The sequence below is a fragment of the Novosphingobium sp. ZN18A2 genome, assembly GCF_036784765.1.
Lineage (GTDB): Bacteria > Pseudomonadota > Alphaproteobacteria > Sphingomonadales > Sphingomonadaceae > Novosphingobium.
The window spans coordinates 617,021-632,455 of record NZ_CP136651.1 but is presented as its reverse complement, the minus strand read 5'-3'; the positions used below and the strand labels follow the sequence as shown (position 1 = coordinate 632,455).

The window sequence follows — 15,435 nt, the reverse complement described above, 5'->3', positions numbered from 1 at the left end:
ACCGTTACAGGATCAATCGTCGCGCGGTCATTTTTGCGATGGCACCCGCCAATTGCGGGCGCGGCGCGTTCCCCTGTGCCGATGCCGCAACGGCTGCTATTGCGGCGCCACCATGTCCACCAACGTTCCCCGAAGCTGGGCCTCCGCGCTGACCCCCGTCCTGGAAACCCGCCCGCTGCGCGCGCTTGGCGGATGGCTCAAATCCGAAGAAGCGGCCGGAAAGGTCGTCTATCCGCCGCGTGGATCGCGGCTAGCCGCGCTGGAGATGACGCCGCTCGACAACGTGCGCGTCGTGATCCTGGGGCAAGACCCCTATCATGGCCCCGGCCAGGCCCACGGCCTTGCCTTTTCGGTCCTGCCGGGCGTGCGCATCCCGCCCAGCCTGGTGAACATCTACAAGGAGCTGGAGAGCGACCTGGGCATCCCGCGCGCGGGCCACGGCAATCTGGAAAACTGGGCAAGGCAGGGCGTGCTCCTGCTCAACAATGCGCTGACGGTTGAAGCCGGACGCGCCGGATCGCACCAGATGAAGGGATGGGAAGACTTCACCGATGCGGCCGTCGCCGCCGTCGCAGCGCGCAACGATCCCACGGTTTTCATCCTTTGGGGCAGCCACGCCCAGAAAAAGGCCGCGCGCATTCCGGGGCTGGGCGACGGGCGGCACCTCGTGCTGCGCAGCCCGCACCCCAGCCCGCTGTCCGCGCATGGCGGTTTCTTCGGAAGCCGCCCGTTCAGCAAGGCGAACGCATTCCTGAAAGAGCACGGACGCGGAGAGATCGACTGGAGCCTGCCCGCACTTCCCTGATTCGGGCGGCGGAAGATCCGGTCAGGCGAGCACGGCAAGGCCGGTCAGGATCAGGCGGACAAGATCGGCCTGCCCGCGCGTGCCGGTCTTGGCATAGATCCGCTTCGAATAGTTGCGTGCCGTTTCCGCGGTAAGCCCAAGGCTCGTTCCGGCCTCGACGATCCCCTCGCCCCGGCTGAGGGCGACAGCCAGCGCGGCCTCACGTTCGGAAAGACCGTATTCTGCGCGGAGCACGCGCGCGGCGGCGTTGCCGTTGTCCCTTGCGGCCCCGCGCAGTTGCGCCATGGCCGCGATCGGCAACGCCAGCGCGCCTGCCCCGGTCGCGGGCCGCGTCAGGAAGCGACGCGGGTCCGCACTGTCGCCACCGGTCGTCTCGCCCGTGTGGGCCGCAATGCCTTCCGGCACGTCGCCGTGTTCAGCGGGCAGGAGCGCGACATCACCAATGCCTTCGAACCTGCGCCCCGTTGCGGCGGAATCGCCCAGCATGTCCCTTGCGGCACGATCGGCGCAGATTACGCGGCCGTCGCGGTCAAGCCCGACCTGGCCGATCCCCAGCCGGGCCAGCGCGGCCTCCGCCTCGCGCGCGCGTTGCTCAAGCCCATGCACAAGGGAAAGCAGGCCGACTGCCGCCGTGATATGGGGAATGAGCGCGGACAGAAGCGCGCTGTCCGACGCGCGAAAATCGGCTTGCCGGGCAAACAACACGATGCAGGCGGAAAGCCCGTCGCGCCACGGCGTGCGCACGGCGCGGGCGTGACGCACCGCGTTGGCCTTAAGCACCGCGCGCTGGTGGTCGCGTCGCGGGCCGGGTGCCGTTTCAAGATGCTCCTGCAAGGCATAAACCCGCCCCGGACGCAGCCCGGCAAGCGGCAGAAGTCCGGCTTCGCCCAGCGCCGCCGGATCGGGACGCAATGCCGGATCGCGGCCCGACCGCAGGACCATGACCGGGCGCGGGCCGCGTTCGTCGCGTTCGATGCAAGCGAACACGTGATCCGCTCCCGTGCGCGCGGCCAGCCTGCGCAGGAACGTGCCCCACGGCGGATCGTCGCGCAGCCCTTCGGCCAAAGGCAGAAGAAGTTCGCGTTCGTCGCCTGAAAGCAAAGCCATGTCCGTCTTGCTCCCATATGGGAGGTTCACGGTCAAGCCCGACGCGCCATGCCCCGTAAATCGCGAATTCAAGCGGGAAAATCTCGACCAGGTCCATGACTGCCACCCTGACCCATCTCCAGCGCCTCGAGGCAGAGGCGATCCACATCATGCGCGAAGTCGTTGCCGAGGCCGAACGGCCGGTGATGCTTTATTCCGTGGGCAAGGACAGCGCGGTGATGCTGCACCTGGCGCGCAAGGCGTTCTACCCCTCGCCGCCGCCGTTCCCGCTGCTCCATGTCGATACGACATGGAAGTTCAAGGCGATGTACGAACTGCGCGACCGGATGGCCGGGGAATCGGGGATGGACCTGCTCGTCTATCACAACCCCGAAGCGGCAGAGCGCGGGATCAACCCGTTCGATCACGGCCCACTGCACACCGATATGTGGAAGACCGAAGGGCTGAAGCAGGCGCTCGACAAGTGGGGTTTCGACGCGGCCTTCGGCGGCGCGCGGCGCGACGAGGAGAAAAGCCGCGCGAAAGAGCGCATCTTTTCGTTCCGCACCGCCAGCCACGGCTGGAACCCGAAGAACCAGCGCCCCGAATTGTGGAACCTTTACAACGCCCGCAAGAACAAGGGCGAATCGATCCGCGTCTTCCCGATCTCCAACTGGACCGAGCTGGACGTGTGGCAATACATCCAGCTCAACGACGTACCGATCGTGCCGCTCTATTTCGCGGAAAAACGGCCGACGTTCGAATGGGATGGCCAGCTGTTCATGGCCGACGATATCGACCGGATCGAAAAGGTGCTGGGCCGCCGGCCGGAAATCACCGAACGGTCGATCCGCTTCCGCACGCTGGGCTGCTTCCCGCTGACGGGCGCCGTCGAAAGCACGGCCAGCACGCTTTCCGAAGTCATCCAGGAAACGCTGCTTACCACCACCAGCGAACGCCAGGGCCGGGTGATAGACAAGGACGCCGGCGGCGCGGGCATGGAGAAGAAGAAGCAGGAGGGCTATTTCTGATGGCCGAAGCCGACAGCAACGATCCAGTCTACAGGACCGACGCGCTCATCGCCGAGGACATTGACGCCTATCTGGCGCAGCACCAGCACAAGACGATGCTGCGCTTCATCACCTGCGGCAGCGTGGATGACGGCAAGTCCACCCTGATCGGACGGCTCCTTTACGATTCGAAGATGATCTTCGAAGACCAGCTTGCCGCCCTTGAAAGCGATAGCCGGAAGGTCGGCACGCAGGGGCAGGACATCGATTTCGCGCTGCTGGTCGACGGGCTGGCCGCCGAACGCGAACAGGGCATCACCATCGATGTCGCCTATCGCTTCTTCTCTACCGAAAAGCGCAAGTTCATCGTGGCCGATACGCCGGGCCACGAACAGTACACCCGCAACATGGTGACCGGCGCGAGCACGGCGGACCTTGCCGTGATCCTGGTCGATGCGCGCAAGGGCGTGCTGACCCAGACAAGGCGGCACAGCTATCTTGCCCACCTGATCGGCATCCGGAACATCGTGCTGGCGGTGAACAAGATGGACCTGGTGGATTACAGCCAGGAAGTCTTCGACAGGATCGTTGAGGACTATGCCGACTTCGCACGCTCGATCGGCATCGAAACCTTCACCGCCATGCCGATTTCGGGCTTCAGGGGCGACAACATCACCACGCTTTCGGCCAACACGCCGTGGTATGACGGCCCGGCGCTCGTCCAGCACCTTGAAAGCGTGGACGTCGACTCCGCGATCGATGCGGACAGGCCGATGCGCATGCCGGTGCAGTGGGTCAACCGCCCGAACCTGGACTTCCGCGGCTTTTCGGGTCTTGTAGCGACAGGCTCGGTCAAGCCCGGCGATGCGGTTCGCGTGCTGCCATCGGGCAAGACCAGCACGGTGAGCCGTATCGTGACGCTGGACGGCGATCTTGAAGAAGCCGTGGCCGGGCAGTCCGTTACGCTGTGCCTTGCCGACGAGATCGACTGTTCGCGCGGGAACGTGATCGCCGCCGCCGATGCCCCGCCGCAGGCCGCCGACCAGTTCGAGGCGACCGTGGTGTGGATGAACGACGAAGCGCTGATTCCCGGCCGCGCCTATTGGCTGAAGCTTGGCACGCAGACGGTTTCCGCAACCGTCCACGAACCCAAGTACGAGGTGAACGTCAACACGATGGAACACCTTGCCGCCAAGACGCTGGAACTGAATGCGATCGGCGTGGCCGAGGTTACCACCGACAAGCCGATCGTATTCGAACCCTATGACCAGAACCGCACGCTTGGCGGGTTCATCCTGATAGACAAGCTGTCCAACGCGACGGTCGCGGCGGGCATGCTGAACTTCAGCCTGCGTCGCGCGCAGAACGTGCACTGGCAGGCGATCGACATCGGCCGAGACGCGCATGCCGGCCTCAAGAACCAGAAGCCGGCGGTGCTCTGGTTCACCGGGCTATCGGGTTCGGGCAAGAGCACAATCGCCAACATGGTGGAGAAGAAGCTCTACCGGATGAACCGCCACACCTTCCTGCTCGATGGCGACAACGTGCGCCACGGGCTGAACAAGGATCTTGGCTTTACCGAAGCGGACCGCATCGAAAACATCCGGCGCGTGGGCGAAGTGGCCAAGCTGATGACTGACGCGGGCCTGATCGTCATCACCGCGTTCATCAGCCCGTTTCGCGCCGAACGCGAAATGGTGCGGGCGATGCTGCCCGAGGGCGAGTTCATCGAAGTGTTCATCGACACTCCGCTGAGCGTGGCCGAAGAGCGCGACGTGAAGGGCCTTTACAGGAAGGCCCGCGAAGGAAAGCTGAAAAACTTCACCGGGATCGACAGTCCCTATGAAGCTCCGGTAAACCCGGAGATCAGGATCGACACGACCAGCATGACACCCGAAGAGGCGGCCGACGAAATCGTCGAGCGCCTGCTGGGGTGGTAACGGGGGGCGGATGATTCCGTTGCGGGGGCACGAAACGCGCAAGCGATCGATCGTAAAGGCGATCAGCTGGCGCGCACTGGGCAGCATGGACACGTTCATGCTGGGCTGGCTGTTCACCGGCAGCTTCAAGGCCGCCGGCGCCATCGCCTCTACCGAGGTGCTAACCAAGATGATCCTCTATTACCTGCACGAACGCGGCTGGAGCTTCGTCAACTGGGGCTTCCTGCCCGTGGAAGCGGGTCAGGCCGAAGCCGCCGGCGCCACGGACCGCGCCAATACCGAACACGTCAAAACGGAATCCGAATGACCGACATCGAACTGGCGCGCCACCTGGCGGCGGGCGCGGCGAAAATCCTTCTCGACCTGCGCGCGCGCGGCGACCTGTCCGGCAAGGAACTGGGCAAGGAAGGGGACCGTCAGGCCAACGCGTGGCTGATGAACGAAGTCGCGCGCGAAAGGCCGGATGACGGCGTGTTGTCCGAAGAGACGAAGGACACGCCGGAACGCCTTGGCAAGTCGCGGGTGTGGATTATCGACCCGCTGGACGGCACGCGCGAATACAGCGAGGGGCGCGATGACTGGGCCGTGCATATCGGCCTCGCGATCGATGGCCGCGCCGCCTCTGGCGCGGTCGCCCTGCCCGGAATGGGCGAAACGCTGGACAGCGGAGCGCCGCCCGCGCTTGCCGCGGCGGCCGATACGCCGCGCATGCTGGTCAGCCGCACACGGCCTGCAGCCGAAGCGGTGGCGGTGGCCAAGGCGATTGGCGCAGACCTGGTGCCGATGGGGTCTGCGGGCGCAAAGGCGATGGCCGTGGTGCGCGGCGAAGCGGAAATCTATCTCCATTCGGGCGGACAGTTCGAATGGGACAATTGCGCGCCGGTGGCCGTGGCGCAGGCGGCAGGGCTGCACGTGTCGCGGATCGACGGATCGCCGCTCGCCTACAACTGCGAAGACACCTACCTGCCCGACCTGCTGATCTGCCGGAAGGAATGGGCGGACACGGTGCTGGAACTGGTCGCGCAAATCGACCGCTGACGAAGGCAGTACGGCGATTCTGCGCGCAAGAGTCTGCGCGCAACGGGTCAAGGCAGGATTGCCATGCCCATGCCCCCGGATCGCCGCGCGGCCGCGCCCCCGCGATGACGCAGCGGGCGCAAACCGGCGTGCGCGCCGTCAGCGCGGCAGTTCGCTCGCCCCCATCAGCGCTTCGTCCACGGAACGCGCGCACTGGCGGCCTTCGCGGATCGCCCAGACAACCAGGCTCTGCCCGCGCCGCATGTCACCGCACGCGAACACGTTCTCTATGCTGGTGCGATAGTCCTCTGTGTTGCCCTTCACGTTTCCGCGCGCGTCCAGCTCCACGTCCGACTGTTCCAGCATGCCTTGCTTGCGCGGCCCCAGAAAGCCCATCGCGATCAGGATCAGGTCGGCCTCGATCACGAATTCGCTGCCGGGCACTTCCTGCATCTTGCCGTCCGACCAGTCGAGCCGCACGCATTCGAGGCCCTTCACGTCGTTTTCGCCGACAACGCGCTTGGCAAGAATCGCCCAGTCGCGCTCGCACCCTTCTTCATGGCTGGTCGACGTGCGCAGCTTCAGCGGCCAGTTGGGCCATGTCAGCGCCTTGTCTTCCATGACCGGCGGCTTCGGCATGATCTCGATCTGAACCACCTGCGTCGCGCCCTGGCGGTTGGACGTGCCAACGCAGTCGGACCCGGTGTCGCCGCCGCCAATTACGATCACCTTCTTGCCGGTGGCGGTGATCGAACCGCGCGGCGCGGCGCGCACTTCATCGTCGCCCGCGTTGCGCTTGTTCTGCTGGGTCAGGAACTCCATCGCCATTCGCACGCCGGGCAATTCCGCACCGGGAATATCCAGCAGACGGGGGTTTTCCGCACCGCCCGACAGCACCACCGCGTCGTAATTCTCGCGCAGCTTGGAGAACGAGGTGTCCACGCCCACTTCCACGCCGGTGCGGAACTGCACGCCTTCCGCTTCCATCTGCATGGCGCGGCGGTTGATCAGGTGCTTTTCCATCTTGAAGTCGGGAATGCCGTAACGCAGCAGCCCGCCAACGCGGTCCGACTTTTCGAACACCGTCACGGAATGCCCCGCGCGCGCCAGTTGCTGCGCGCAGGCGAGGCCGGCCGGCCCCGCGCCGACCACGGCCACGGACTTGCCCGTGCGATGTTCGGGCGGTTGCGGCTGGATCCAGCCTTCCTTCCACCCGCGATCGACAATCGCGCATTCGATCGACTTGATCGTTACCGGCTGGTCGATGATGTTCAGCGTGCACGCCGCCTCGCACGGGGCGGGGCAGATGCGGCCGGTGAATTCGGGGAAGTTGTTGGTCGAATGAAGGTTCACCAGCGCTTCGCGCCAGTCGGCCTCATAGACCAGGTGGTTCCAGTCGGGGATCTGGTTGTTCACCGGACACCCGTTGTGACAATAGGGAATCCCGCAATTCATGCACCGCGCGGCCTGCGCCTGAAGCGCTGCCTCGTCGTGCGGAATGGCGAACTCCTTGTAGTGCGCGAGGCGCTCTTTCGGATCCGCGTATTCGCGGTCCTTGCGATCGATTTCGAGAAATCCGGTCGGCTTGCCCATCTGAGGTATTCCTGAATCTGGTCGTTATTCGGCGGCGACGCTGGCGGCTTCGAGGCGCTCTGCCTCAAGCTGCTTCAGCGCGCGTGCATAATCGCGCGGCATCACCTTGACGAAACGCGGCAGTTCCGCGTCCCAGTTGTCAAGGATCGCGCTTGCGCGGCGGCTGCCGGTGTGAAGTTTGTGGCGTTCGACAAGGATACGCAGGCGTTCCGCATCGTGGCGAAGCATGTCGCCCATGCCGAAATCGTTCACGTCATGCGGCCGCTGGGTCGGACGGCCGGCGCCGTCGTCTTCATCGCGCTCTGCCGAAACCGGAAGGACATCGACCATCGCCGCGTTGCACAGCGATGCGAAATTGCCGTCCGGGTCATAGACATAGGCGATACCGCCAGACATGCCCGCGGCGAAGTTGCGCCCGGTCTTGCCCAGCACGACCACCACGCCGCCGGTCATGTATTCGCAGCCGTGATCGCCGGTGCCTTCGACAACCGCGATTGCACCCGAATTGCGCACCGCGAACCGCTCGCCCGCAACGCCGTTGAAGAACGCTTCGCCCGCGATCGCGCCATAAAGCACCGTGTTGCCGACGATGATGTTCTCGGTCGGCTCGCGCTTCACATTGTCGGGCTGGCGTACGATCACGCGGCCGCCCGAAAGGCCCTTGCCCACATAGTCGTTCGCGTCGCCCGTCAGGTCGATCGTCACGCCATGCGCAAGGAACGCGCCGAAGCTTTGCCCGGCAACCCCGGTAAAGCGGATCTGGATCGTGTTTTCGGGCAGGCCCTTGTGCCCGCGCCGCTTGGCCACTTCGCCCGAAAGCATCGCGCCGACGGTGCGATTCACGTTCTTGACCGTGCGCTCCAGCCGCACCGCCTCGCCCTTTTCCAGCGCCGGGGCGCAGGCTGCGATAAGTTCCTTGTCGAGCGCGGCATCAAGGCCGTGATCCTGCGTTTCGCTCCACCCCAGGCCGGTCCCTTCGACCGGTTCCACACGGTGCAGGATACGCGAAAGGTCCACGCCTTCCGCCTTCCAGTGATGGATCGCCTTGCGCATGTCGATCCGGTCCACCCGGCCGACCATTTCATCGACCGTGCGGAAACCCATCTCGGCCATGATCTGGCGCAGTTCCTCGGCCACGTAGAAGAAATAGTTGATCACGTGCTCGGGCTGGCCGGTGAAGCGGGCGCGCAGAACGGGGTCTTGCGTGGCGACGCCCACCGGGCAAGTGTTGAGGTGGCACTTGCGCATCATGATGCACCCCGCCGCGATCAGCGGGGCGGTGGCAAAGCCGAACTCGTCCGCGCCAAGTAGCGCCCCGATCGCCACGTCGCGGCCCGTGCGCAGGCCTCCGTCCACCTGCACCGCGATGCGGCTGCGCAGGTTGTTCAGCAGCAGCGTCTGCTGGGTTTCGGCAAGGCCGATTTCCCACGGGCTGCCCGCGTGCGTAAGGCTGGTGAGCGGGGACGCGCCGGTGCCGCCTTCATAGCCCGAGATCGTAACGTGGTCCGCACGCGCCTTCGAAACGCCTGCCGCCACCGTGCCGACGCCCACTTCGCTGACCAGCTTCACGGAAACGCGCGATTGCGGGTTCACGTTCTTCAGGTCGTGGATCAGCTGGGCCAGATCCTCGATCGAATAGATGTCGTGGTGCGGCGGCGGGCTGATAAGGCCCACGCCGGGCGTCGAATGACGGGTCTTGCCGATGGTCTTGTCGACCTTGTCGCCCGGCAACTGACCACCCTCGCCGGGCTTGGCACCCTGCGCCATCTTGATCTGGATATCGTCGGCATTGACAAGGTATTCGGTGGTCACGCCAAAGCGGCCGCTGGCCACCTGCTTGATCGCCGAGCGCATCGAATCACCGTTGTCCATCGGCAGGAACCGCTTCGGGTCTTCGCCGCCCTCGCCGGTGTTGGACTTGCCGCCGATGCGGTTCATCGCCAGCGCCAGCGTGGTGTGCGCTTCCCAGCTGATCGAGCCATAGCTCATCGCGCCGGTGGCGAAACGCTTCACGATCTCGCTGGCCGGCTCCACTTCGTCCAGGGCAAGCGGCGTATCGGCCTTCTTCAGATCCATCAGACCGCGAATGGTCAGCATCCGGGCCGACTGGTCGTTGATCGACTGCGCGAACTCGCGGTACTTTTCGGGCATGTTGCCGCGCACCGCGTGCTGCAGGTTGGCAACGTTCGCCGCGGTCCAGGCGTGCTCCTCGCCGCGCAGGCGCAGCTGGTACATCCCGCCCACGTCGAGCATCTTCCGAAGCACCGGGTTTTCACCATAGGCCGCATCGTGACGGCGCACGGTTTCCTCGGCGATTTCCTTCAGGCCGACGCCTTCGATCGTCGTCGCGGTGCCGGTGAAATACTTCTCGACGAACGCCGACGAAAGGCCGACCGCATCGAAGATCTGCGCGCCGCAATAAGACTGGTAGGTGGAAATGCCCATCTTTGACATCACCTTCAGGATGCCCTTGCCCACCGCCTTGATATAGTTCTTCTCAACGTCCTTGCGCTCAAGCGGAAGGCCCGAATGCTGGCGGATCTGTTCCAGCGTCTCGAACGCGACGTAAGGGTTGATCGCCTCTGCGCCATAGCCTGCCAGAACGCAGAAGTGGTGCACTTCGCGCGCCTCGCCGGTTTCCACGACAAGCCCGGTCTGCATGCGCAGGCCCTGGCGGACGAGGTGGTGGTGCACCGCCGCCGTCGCCAGCAGGGCGGGCATGGGAATGCGATCCGGTCCCTGCTCGCGGTCCGAAAGGATCAGGATGTTCTTGTCGGCCAGCACCGCTTCGGTTGCCGCCCAGCACATTTCCTTGATCGCCATTTCCAGGCCGTCCGCGCCGGAGGCGGCATCCCAGGTCATGTCGATCGTCTCGGTACGGAACGCGCCGTCGAGCGCGGCTTCTACCGAGCGGATCTTGGCGACATCCTCGTTCGTCAGGATCGGCTGGTCGACTTCCAGCCGCTTGTGCGTGCCCGCATCGTGGCCGAGCAGGTTGGGGCGCGGGCCGATCATCGAGACAAGGCTCATCACCAGTTCCTCGCGGATCGGGTCGATCGGCGGGTTGGTGACCTGCGCGAAGTTCTGCTTGAAATAATCGTAAAGCAGGCGCGACCGGGCGGACAGCACGGCAATCGGCGTGTCGGTGCCCATCGACCCGATCGGGTCTTCGCCGCGCACGGCCATCGGTTCAAGGAACTTGCTGACGTCTTCCTGCGTGAAACCGAACGCCTGCTGGCGATCGAGCAGGCTGGTCGTCTCGACCGGAAGCGCCGCCAGTTCCGGCTCTATCAGGTCAAGATCCTTCAGCTTGTACTGCGCCTGTTCAAGCCAGCGCGAATAGGGCTCGTCACCGGCAAGCTGGGCCTTGATTTCCTCGTCCTCGATGATGCGGCCTTCATCGAAATCGATCAGCAACATCTTGCCGGGCTGCAGGCGCCACTTGCGCACGATGTCTTCCTCGGCAAAGGGCAGCACGCCGCTTTCCGAAGCCATGCAGACGATATCGTCCTTCGTGATGGTGAAGCGCGCCGGGCGCAGGCCGTTGCGGTCCAGCGTCGCGCCGATCTGGCGGCCGTCGGTAAAGGCCACGGCGGCAGGCCCGTCCCAAGGTTCCATAAGCGCGGCATGGTATTCATAGAACGCGCGGCGATCCGGGTCCATTTGCGGGTTGCCCGCCCAGGCTTCCGGAATCAGCATCATCATCGCGTGAACAAGGCTGAAACCGCCGTTCACCAGCAGTTCCAGCGCGTTGTCGAGGCACGCCGTGTCAGACTGGCCGTGCGGGATGATCGGCCACATCTTGTCGAGATCGGGGCCAAGCAGGTCCGATTCCATCGTGCGGCGGCGCGCGTTCATCCAGTTCACGTTGCCGCGCACGGTGTTGATCTCGCCGTTGTGGGCGATGAACCGATAGGGGTGCGCCAGCCGCCAGCTGGGGAACGTGTTGGTGGAGAACCGCTGGTGGACCAGTCCCAGCGCCGAGACGCAATCGGGATCGCGCAGGTCGTCATAGAAACTGCCGACCTGGTTCGCCAGCAGCAGCCCCTTGTAAACGATGGTGCGGCTGGAAAAGCTGGGCATGTACAGCTCGGTCAGTCCGGGCAGGCCGTGCTTCTGTTCAAGCTTCGCCAGCGGGTTCTGGGTCTGCTTGCGGATCGCCATGATCTTGCGCTCGAACGCGTCCTGGTCGGGACAGTTCGGCCCGCGCGCGATCAGGCACTGGCGCATGACCGGCATCGACGCGATCACGGCCTTGCCCAGCCCGTCGAGCGTGGTCGGCACATCGCGCCAGCCGATCACTTCCTGGCCTTCCTTGGCCACGAACTTTTCGAACTTGGCGATCACGAAATCGCGCGCCGCCTCGTCCTGCGGCAGGAAGCACTGCGCAACCGCATAGTCGCCCGGCTGCGGCAGCGTCTTGCCTTCGCTTTCGGCCCACTTGCGGAACAGCCGGTCGGGAATCTGGATCAGGATGCCCGCGCCGTCGCCTAGCAGCGGATCGGCACCAACGGCGCCGCGGTGATCGAGATTGCGCAGGATTTCCAGCGCCTGCCCGATGATCGCGTGGCTTTTCGTGCCTTTGATATGGGCGACAAAGCCCACGCCACAGGCGTCATGCTCATTACGCGGATCATACAGACCTTGGAGCGGCGGAAATCCCATCGAAATTCTGTCCTGCATTCGTGTTCACGGAAACGGCGCGCGAATCGCATCGCCCAAAAGGCGACAAAAGTTGCGCGAAGCTCCCCCATGACTGCAGGAAAGTTTTTTTGCAACTGCGCACTACGAATTTCAGGCATCCGCCGCCGCGCATACGTCCGCGTCGATGACGATTTATACCGGGGGCCGCCACACAGGCCCATGCCCTGCCCGGCCTGCCAGTCCACTCCGCATTCCAGCAATACCAACGATGTATCGCGCGCGGAGCGCAAGCAGGTTCAGCGGACCTTGGCGTCACATAGCACGATCAGCCGTTGCCGGTCATCCTCTGAAGCGTTGCCAGCGCGGCGCGCAGCGCGCGGTCGGTCTCGGCAGGGTCCGCGTCGGGCTGCGATACGGCCGAGGCGGCTGTCACGCCCGAATCGCCGGAATGCGCCTGCGATGCACCGAACGGCGCACGCGGCCGCGCGCCCTCGCCCGGGAAAACGACAACGGGTTCAATCCCGCCATCGCCGTTTTCCGGCACATCTATCCTCACGAATGCGTTCGCGGGAAGGCTTTCGCGCAGTTCCAGCAACGAGGAATACCGTTCGTCGGTGGTGTTTTCACCGTCATCGCCGCTTTCGGCGCCCACCGGTGCGGAAGAGATGCCCGACGCGTTTGAACCGGCACCGGCGCCAAGGAAACGCTGAAGCTGCGCGGGCTGCTCCTCGTCATCGTCGAAATCGTCGTCGGCTGCCGAATCGAACGCAAGAGTCCGGAACGGCACGACGCGCGATGCGGCGCGCTCCTCCGCCACGGCATCGCCTTGCGCGGCCGGTGCGATATCATCAGACGCGATGTTCGATTGCCCTTCAGGAGCCTGCGCAGGGGCCGAAGCATCGGCGGCAGGCGGTTCAGGCCGGACATCGGCTGCCGCGTCATTCGCCACGAAGTGCGGCGCTTCCGCTTCGGCAAATTCCCGCCCGGCATATCCGTTTTGCGACGCATCGGCAGGTTCGGATGCGCCGAAATCGGACATTGGCGGTTCCTGCGGCGGTTCCTGCGCGGGGGTAATGGCCTTGCGCCGTGCGGCCATTGCTACGGCAAGCCGTTCGACAAGCTGCACCGTGCCCAGTTCCTCTACCGGCCGGGTGGCGACGGGCGATGCGGAAGGAGCGGGCGAAGCGGGTTTCCGTGGTGCCTCGCTCACCGTTGCCGGGGGAGCGTCGCCGGCCTGGCGCTCGATACGCGGTGCGATCTCCGGCTCGACCGGCTCGAAGTCCGCCAGTTCGGCATCGTCGTATTCGGCGGCAACTTCGTCCGCAGGTCGTTCGACGGACGGCGCGCCAATATCCTCGCCCACCTGCCCGGCGGCAATCTCGATCGGCTCCTGCACGATTGCGGCAGCACGCGCGCTTGCGGCTTCATCTGCATGGCATTCCATGTCAGGCGAAATGCGGCGGACTTGCAAATCCTCTGCCGCGAACTCATGCACTTCGTCGGCCCCATCCGCGTCGACCTTGTCGAACGGTTCAACATCCGAAAGATCTTCGCTTGCGGCGACCGGGCGGCGTGCGGGCGCATCGGGATGGGCATCGCGGGCGCGGCGGCGCGGCGGAAGGGCTTCCGGCTCTTCTTCCCTCTTGCGGCCGAACGCGAACCGGCTGCGGGCGGGAGAATCGTTATCCTCCCGCGGCTTGATCCGCATTGCAACGACAAGGCCGACGGCAACCCCGATCCCGGCCATCGCAAGGGCGACCAGCGCGCGCGCGGTAAAGCCAAGCGGCGGCGCGGCGGCGGGGACGAGCGCGGGCAGGCCGGTTGCCGAAACCGCGCGCGAAAGCAGGGCTGGCGGAACCACGAAACTGCCGATGCCGAAAAGCGCGGCGAACCACAGCGCCACGATCGCGGGAAAAAGGCGATGCGCCGTTACCGGCTGGGACTTGCGCTGCTTGCTGCTCACGTCTGTGGTATCCGTCCTGTTGCTCCCGGCCCTTCGCGTTCAGGCGGCAATGCCGGATTCTGCATGCTCAGGCGCTATCAAGCCTTGGTAAACATCCCGATAACGCTTTGCGTTTCGCGACCAGTCGTGATCGCGTTGCACGAAGTCGCGCGCGACGGCGCGGCGGGCTGGCCATTCGTCCCGGTTGGAAAGGAGGGCGCCGAGCGCGCGCGCCAGGCCGGCAGGGTCGTCGGGCGGGAACAGCGTGCCCGTCAGGCCGTCCGTCACCAGTTCGCGGTGCCCGCCCACGGACGAGGCGGCGACCAGCTTGCCCTGCGCCATCGCCTCAAGCGGCTTCAGTGGCGTTACCAGTTCTGTCAGCCGCATGGCCTTGCGCGGGTAACACACCACATCGACCAGCGAATAATAGCGGTCCACCACGGCATGGGGCACGCGCCCGGTAAACACGATGGCATCGCGCGCGGGCGAGGCATCGGCCTGCGCCTTCAGCGCGGCTTCGGCCGGTCCGCCGCCGACCAGCAGCAGGCGCGCGCCCGGCACCGCCGCCACGATTTGCGGCATCGCGGCAATCAGGTCGTCCAGCCCCTCGTAAGGATAGAAGCTACCCAGGAAGCCAATCACCGGCCCTTCGCCGATGCCAAGGTCCGCCGCCAGTGCTTGGTCGCGCGGCAGGGGCGAACCGAACAGGTCCATGTCCACGCCGTTGGGCATGATGGAGATCTTCGCCGGATCGACGCCGCGCGCGACAAGATCGCCGCGCAGCCCCTCGCAGATCGTGACCACCGCATCGGCGCTCGCGACCGCACGGTTTTCAAGCTGGCGGGTAAGCCAGTATTTCGCGCTTCCCGCGCGGCCCGTGTTGTTGCCGACGGCGGCATCTTCCCAGAAGGCACGGATCTCATAGACCACGGGAATGCCAAGCGCGCGACCGGCCCTGGCGGCGGCCATCCCGCAAAGCGCGGGGGAGTGGGCGTGAAGCACGTGTGGCCGCCATTCGCGGGCAAGACTTTCGATGCGTTGCGTCAGCGCGGCAATCTCGCGCCATTCGCGCAAGCCCGCAGGACCATGCGGCACGCCCGGCGTGCGATGGAACGTCAGCCCGTCCGCCACTTGCGGGTCTTCGCCTGCCTCGCCCGGCAGGTGGCGCCGGCCGGTCAGCCCCCGCACATCCAGTCCCATGGCCGCCTGCGCGGTCATGATCGCGCGGGTGCGAAAGGTGTAACCGCTGTGGAGCGGCAGGCTGTGATCGAGGACGTGCAACACGCGGGTCATGCCCGGCTGTCTTGCATGCGAGTGCTTAACGGGCCGTCAACCGGATTCGGATAGCAGGCGGTAAGGCTGGCCCGATCCGGGACCGGCGGCAACGCGAAAGGACAC

10 protein-coding genes are annotated in these 15,435 nt (G+C 65.3%); 5 read left to right on the top strand and 5 right to left on the bottom strand.

Going from position 1 to position 15,435, the window contains the following annotated elements; translation table 11 throughout:
* Window positions 1–112: 112 nt before the first annotated feature.
* A complete protein-coding gene (gene ung / locus RXV95_RS03110) occupies window positions 113–805 on the top strand; it encodes a uracil-DNA glycosylase (RefSeq protein ID WP_338467564.1) in 693 nt (230 codons plus the stop codon).
* Window positions 806–826: 21 nt separating this feature from the next.
* Here the strand turns inward: ung and RXV95_RS03105 are convergent, their stop codons facing one another.
* Window positions 827–1,912 carry a LuxR family transcriptional regulator gene (locus RXV95_RS03105; RefSeq protein WP_338467563.1) on the bottom strand — a complete coding sequence of 362 codons (1,086 nt, stop codon included), beginning with the start codon at window positions 1,910–1,912 and terminating at the stop codon, window positions 827–829.
* 80 nt (window positions 1,913–1,992) lie between these two features.
* On the opposite strand from RXV95_RS03105, the gene cysD reads away from it, so the two are divergent.
* The 4 genes from cysD to RXV95_RS03085 are packed head-to-tail and all read left to right on the top strand — an operon-like array spanning window position 1,993 to window position 5,879.
* On the top strand, window positions 1,993–2,922 hold the full coding sequence (gene cysD, locus RXV95_RS03100) for a sulfate adenylyltransferase subunit CysD (RefSeq protein WP_338468621.1): 930 nt from the start codon (window positions 1,993–1,995) through the stop codon (window positions 2,920–2,922).
* Window positions 2,922–4,841 carry a sulfate adenylyltransferase subunit CysN gene (gene cysN / locus RXV95_RS03095; protein WP_338467562.1) on the top strand — a complete coding sequence of 640 codons (1,920 nt, stop codon included), beginning with the start codon at window positions 2,922–2,924 and terminating at the stop codon, window positions 4,839–4,841. Before cysD ends, cysN begins: the two co-directional genes overlap by 1 nt.
* A gap of 10 nt (window positions 4,842–4,851) precedes the next feature.
* Entirely contained in the window at window positions 4,852–5,148 is a 297-nt protein-coding gene (locus RXV95_RS03090; protein WP_338467561.1) for a DUF2061 domain-containing protein, read from the top strand.
* Window positions 5,145–5,879, top strand: a complete 735-nt coding sequence (locus tag RXV95_RS03085) for a 3'(2'),5'-bisphosphate nucleotidase CysQ (protein ID WP_338467560.1) — start codon at window positions 5,145–5,147, stop codon at window positions 5,877–5,879. The genes RXV95_RS03090 and RXV95_RS03085 overlap by 4 nt, the downstream gene beginning before the upstream one ends.
* A gap of 138 nt (window positions 5,880–6,017) precedes the next feature.
* Here the strand turns inward: RXV95_RS03085 and RXV95_RS03080 are convergent, their stop codons facing one another.
* The 4 genes from RXV95_RS03080 to RXV95_RS03065 form a co-directional block, all read right to left on the bottom strand.
* Complete coding sequence (locus RXV95_RS03080) at window positions 6,018–7,451, bottom strand: glutamate synthase subunit beta (RefSeq protein WP_338467559.1); 1,434 nt, start codon at window positions 7,449–7,451, stop codon at window positions 6,018–6,020.
* A gap of 24 nt (window positions 7,452–7,475) precedes the next feature.
* Window positions 7,476–12,116 (bottom strand): glutamate synthase large subunit, encoded by a 4,641-nt coding sequence (gene gltB, locus RXV95_RS03075; RefSeq protein WP_338467558.1) that lies wholly within the window; start codon window positions 12,114–12,116, stop codon window positions 7,476–7,478.
* A gap of 304 nt (window positions 12,117–12,420) precedes the next feature.
* Complete coding sequence (locus RXV95_RS03070) at window positions 12,421–14,058, bottom strand: hypothetical protein (RefSeq protein ID WP_338467557.1); 1,638 nt, start codon at window positions 14,056–14,058, stop codon at window positions 12,421–12,423.
* Between the two features lie 39 nt (window positions 14,059–14,097).
* On the bottom strand, window positions 14,098–15,330 hold the full coding sequence (locus RXV95_RS03065; RefSeq protein WP_338467556.1) for a TIGR04063 family PEP-CTERM/XrtA system glycosyltransferase: 1,233 nt from the start codon (window positions 15,328–15,330) through the stop codon (window positions 14,098–14,100).
* Between the last annotated feature and the right edge of the window lie 105 nt (window positions 15,331–15,435).

Coding starts and splice junctions, on each gene's coding strand:
- ung (WP_338467564.1), top strand. CDS start 113: ATGTCCACCAACGTTCCCCGAAGCTGGGCCTCCGCGCTGACCCCCGTC.
- gltB (WP_338467558.1), bottom strand. CDS start 12,116: ATGGGATTTCCGCCGCTCCAAGGTCTGTATGATCCGCGTAATGAGCAT.
- cysN (WP_338467562.1), top strand. CDS start 2,922: ATGGCCGAAGCCGACAGCAACGATCCAGTCTACAGGACCGACGCGCTC.
- RXV95_RS03065 (WP_338467556.1), bottom strand. CDS start 15,330: ATGACCCGCGTGTTGCACGTCCTCGATCACAGCCTGCCGCTCCACAGC.
- RXV95_RS03080 (WP_338467559.1), bottom strand. CDS start 7,451: ATGGGCAAGCCGACCGGATTTCTCGAAATCGATCGCAAGGACCGCGAA.
- RXV95_RS03090 (WP_338467561.1), top strand. CDS start 4,852: ATGATTCCGTTGCGGGGGCACGAAACGCGCAAGCGATCGATCGTAAAG.
- RXV95_RS03105 (WP_338467563.1), bottom strand. CDS start 1,912: ATGGCTTTGCTTTCAGGCGACGAACGCGAACTTCTTCTGCCTTTGGCC.
- RXV95_RS03085 (WP_338467560.1), top strand. CDS start 5,145: ATGACCGACATCGAACTGGCGCGCCACCTGGCGGCGGGCGCGGCGAAA.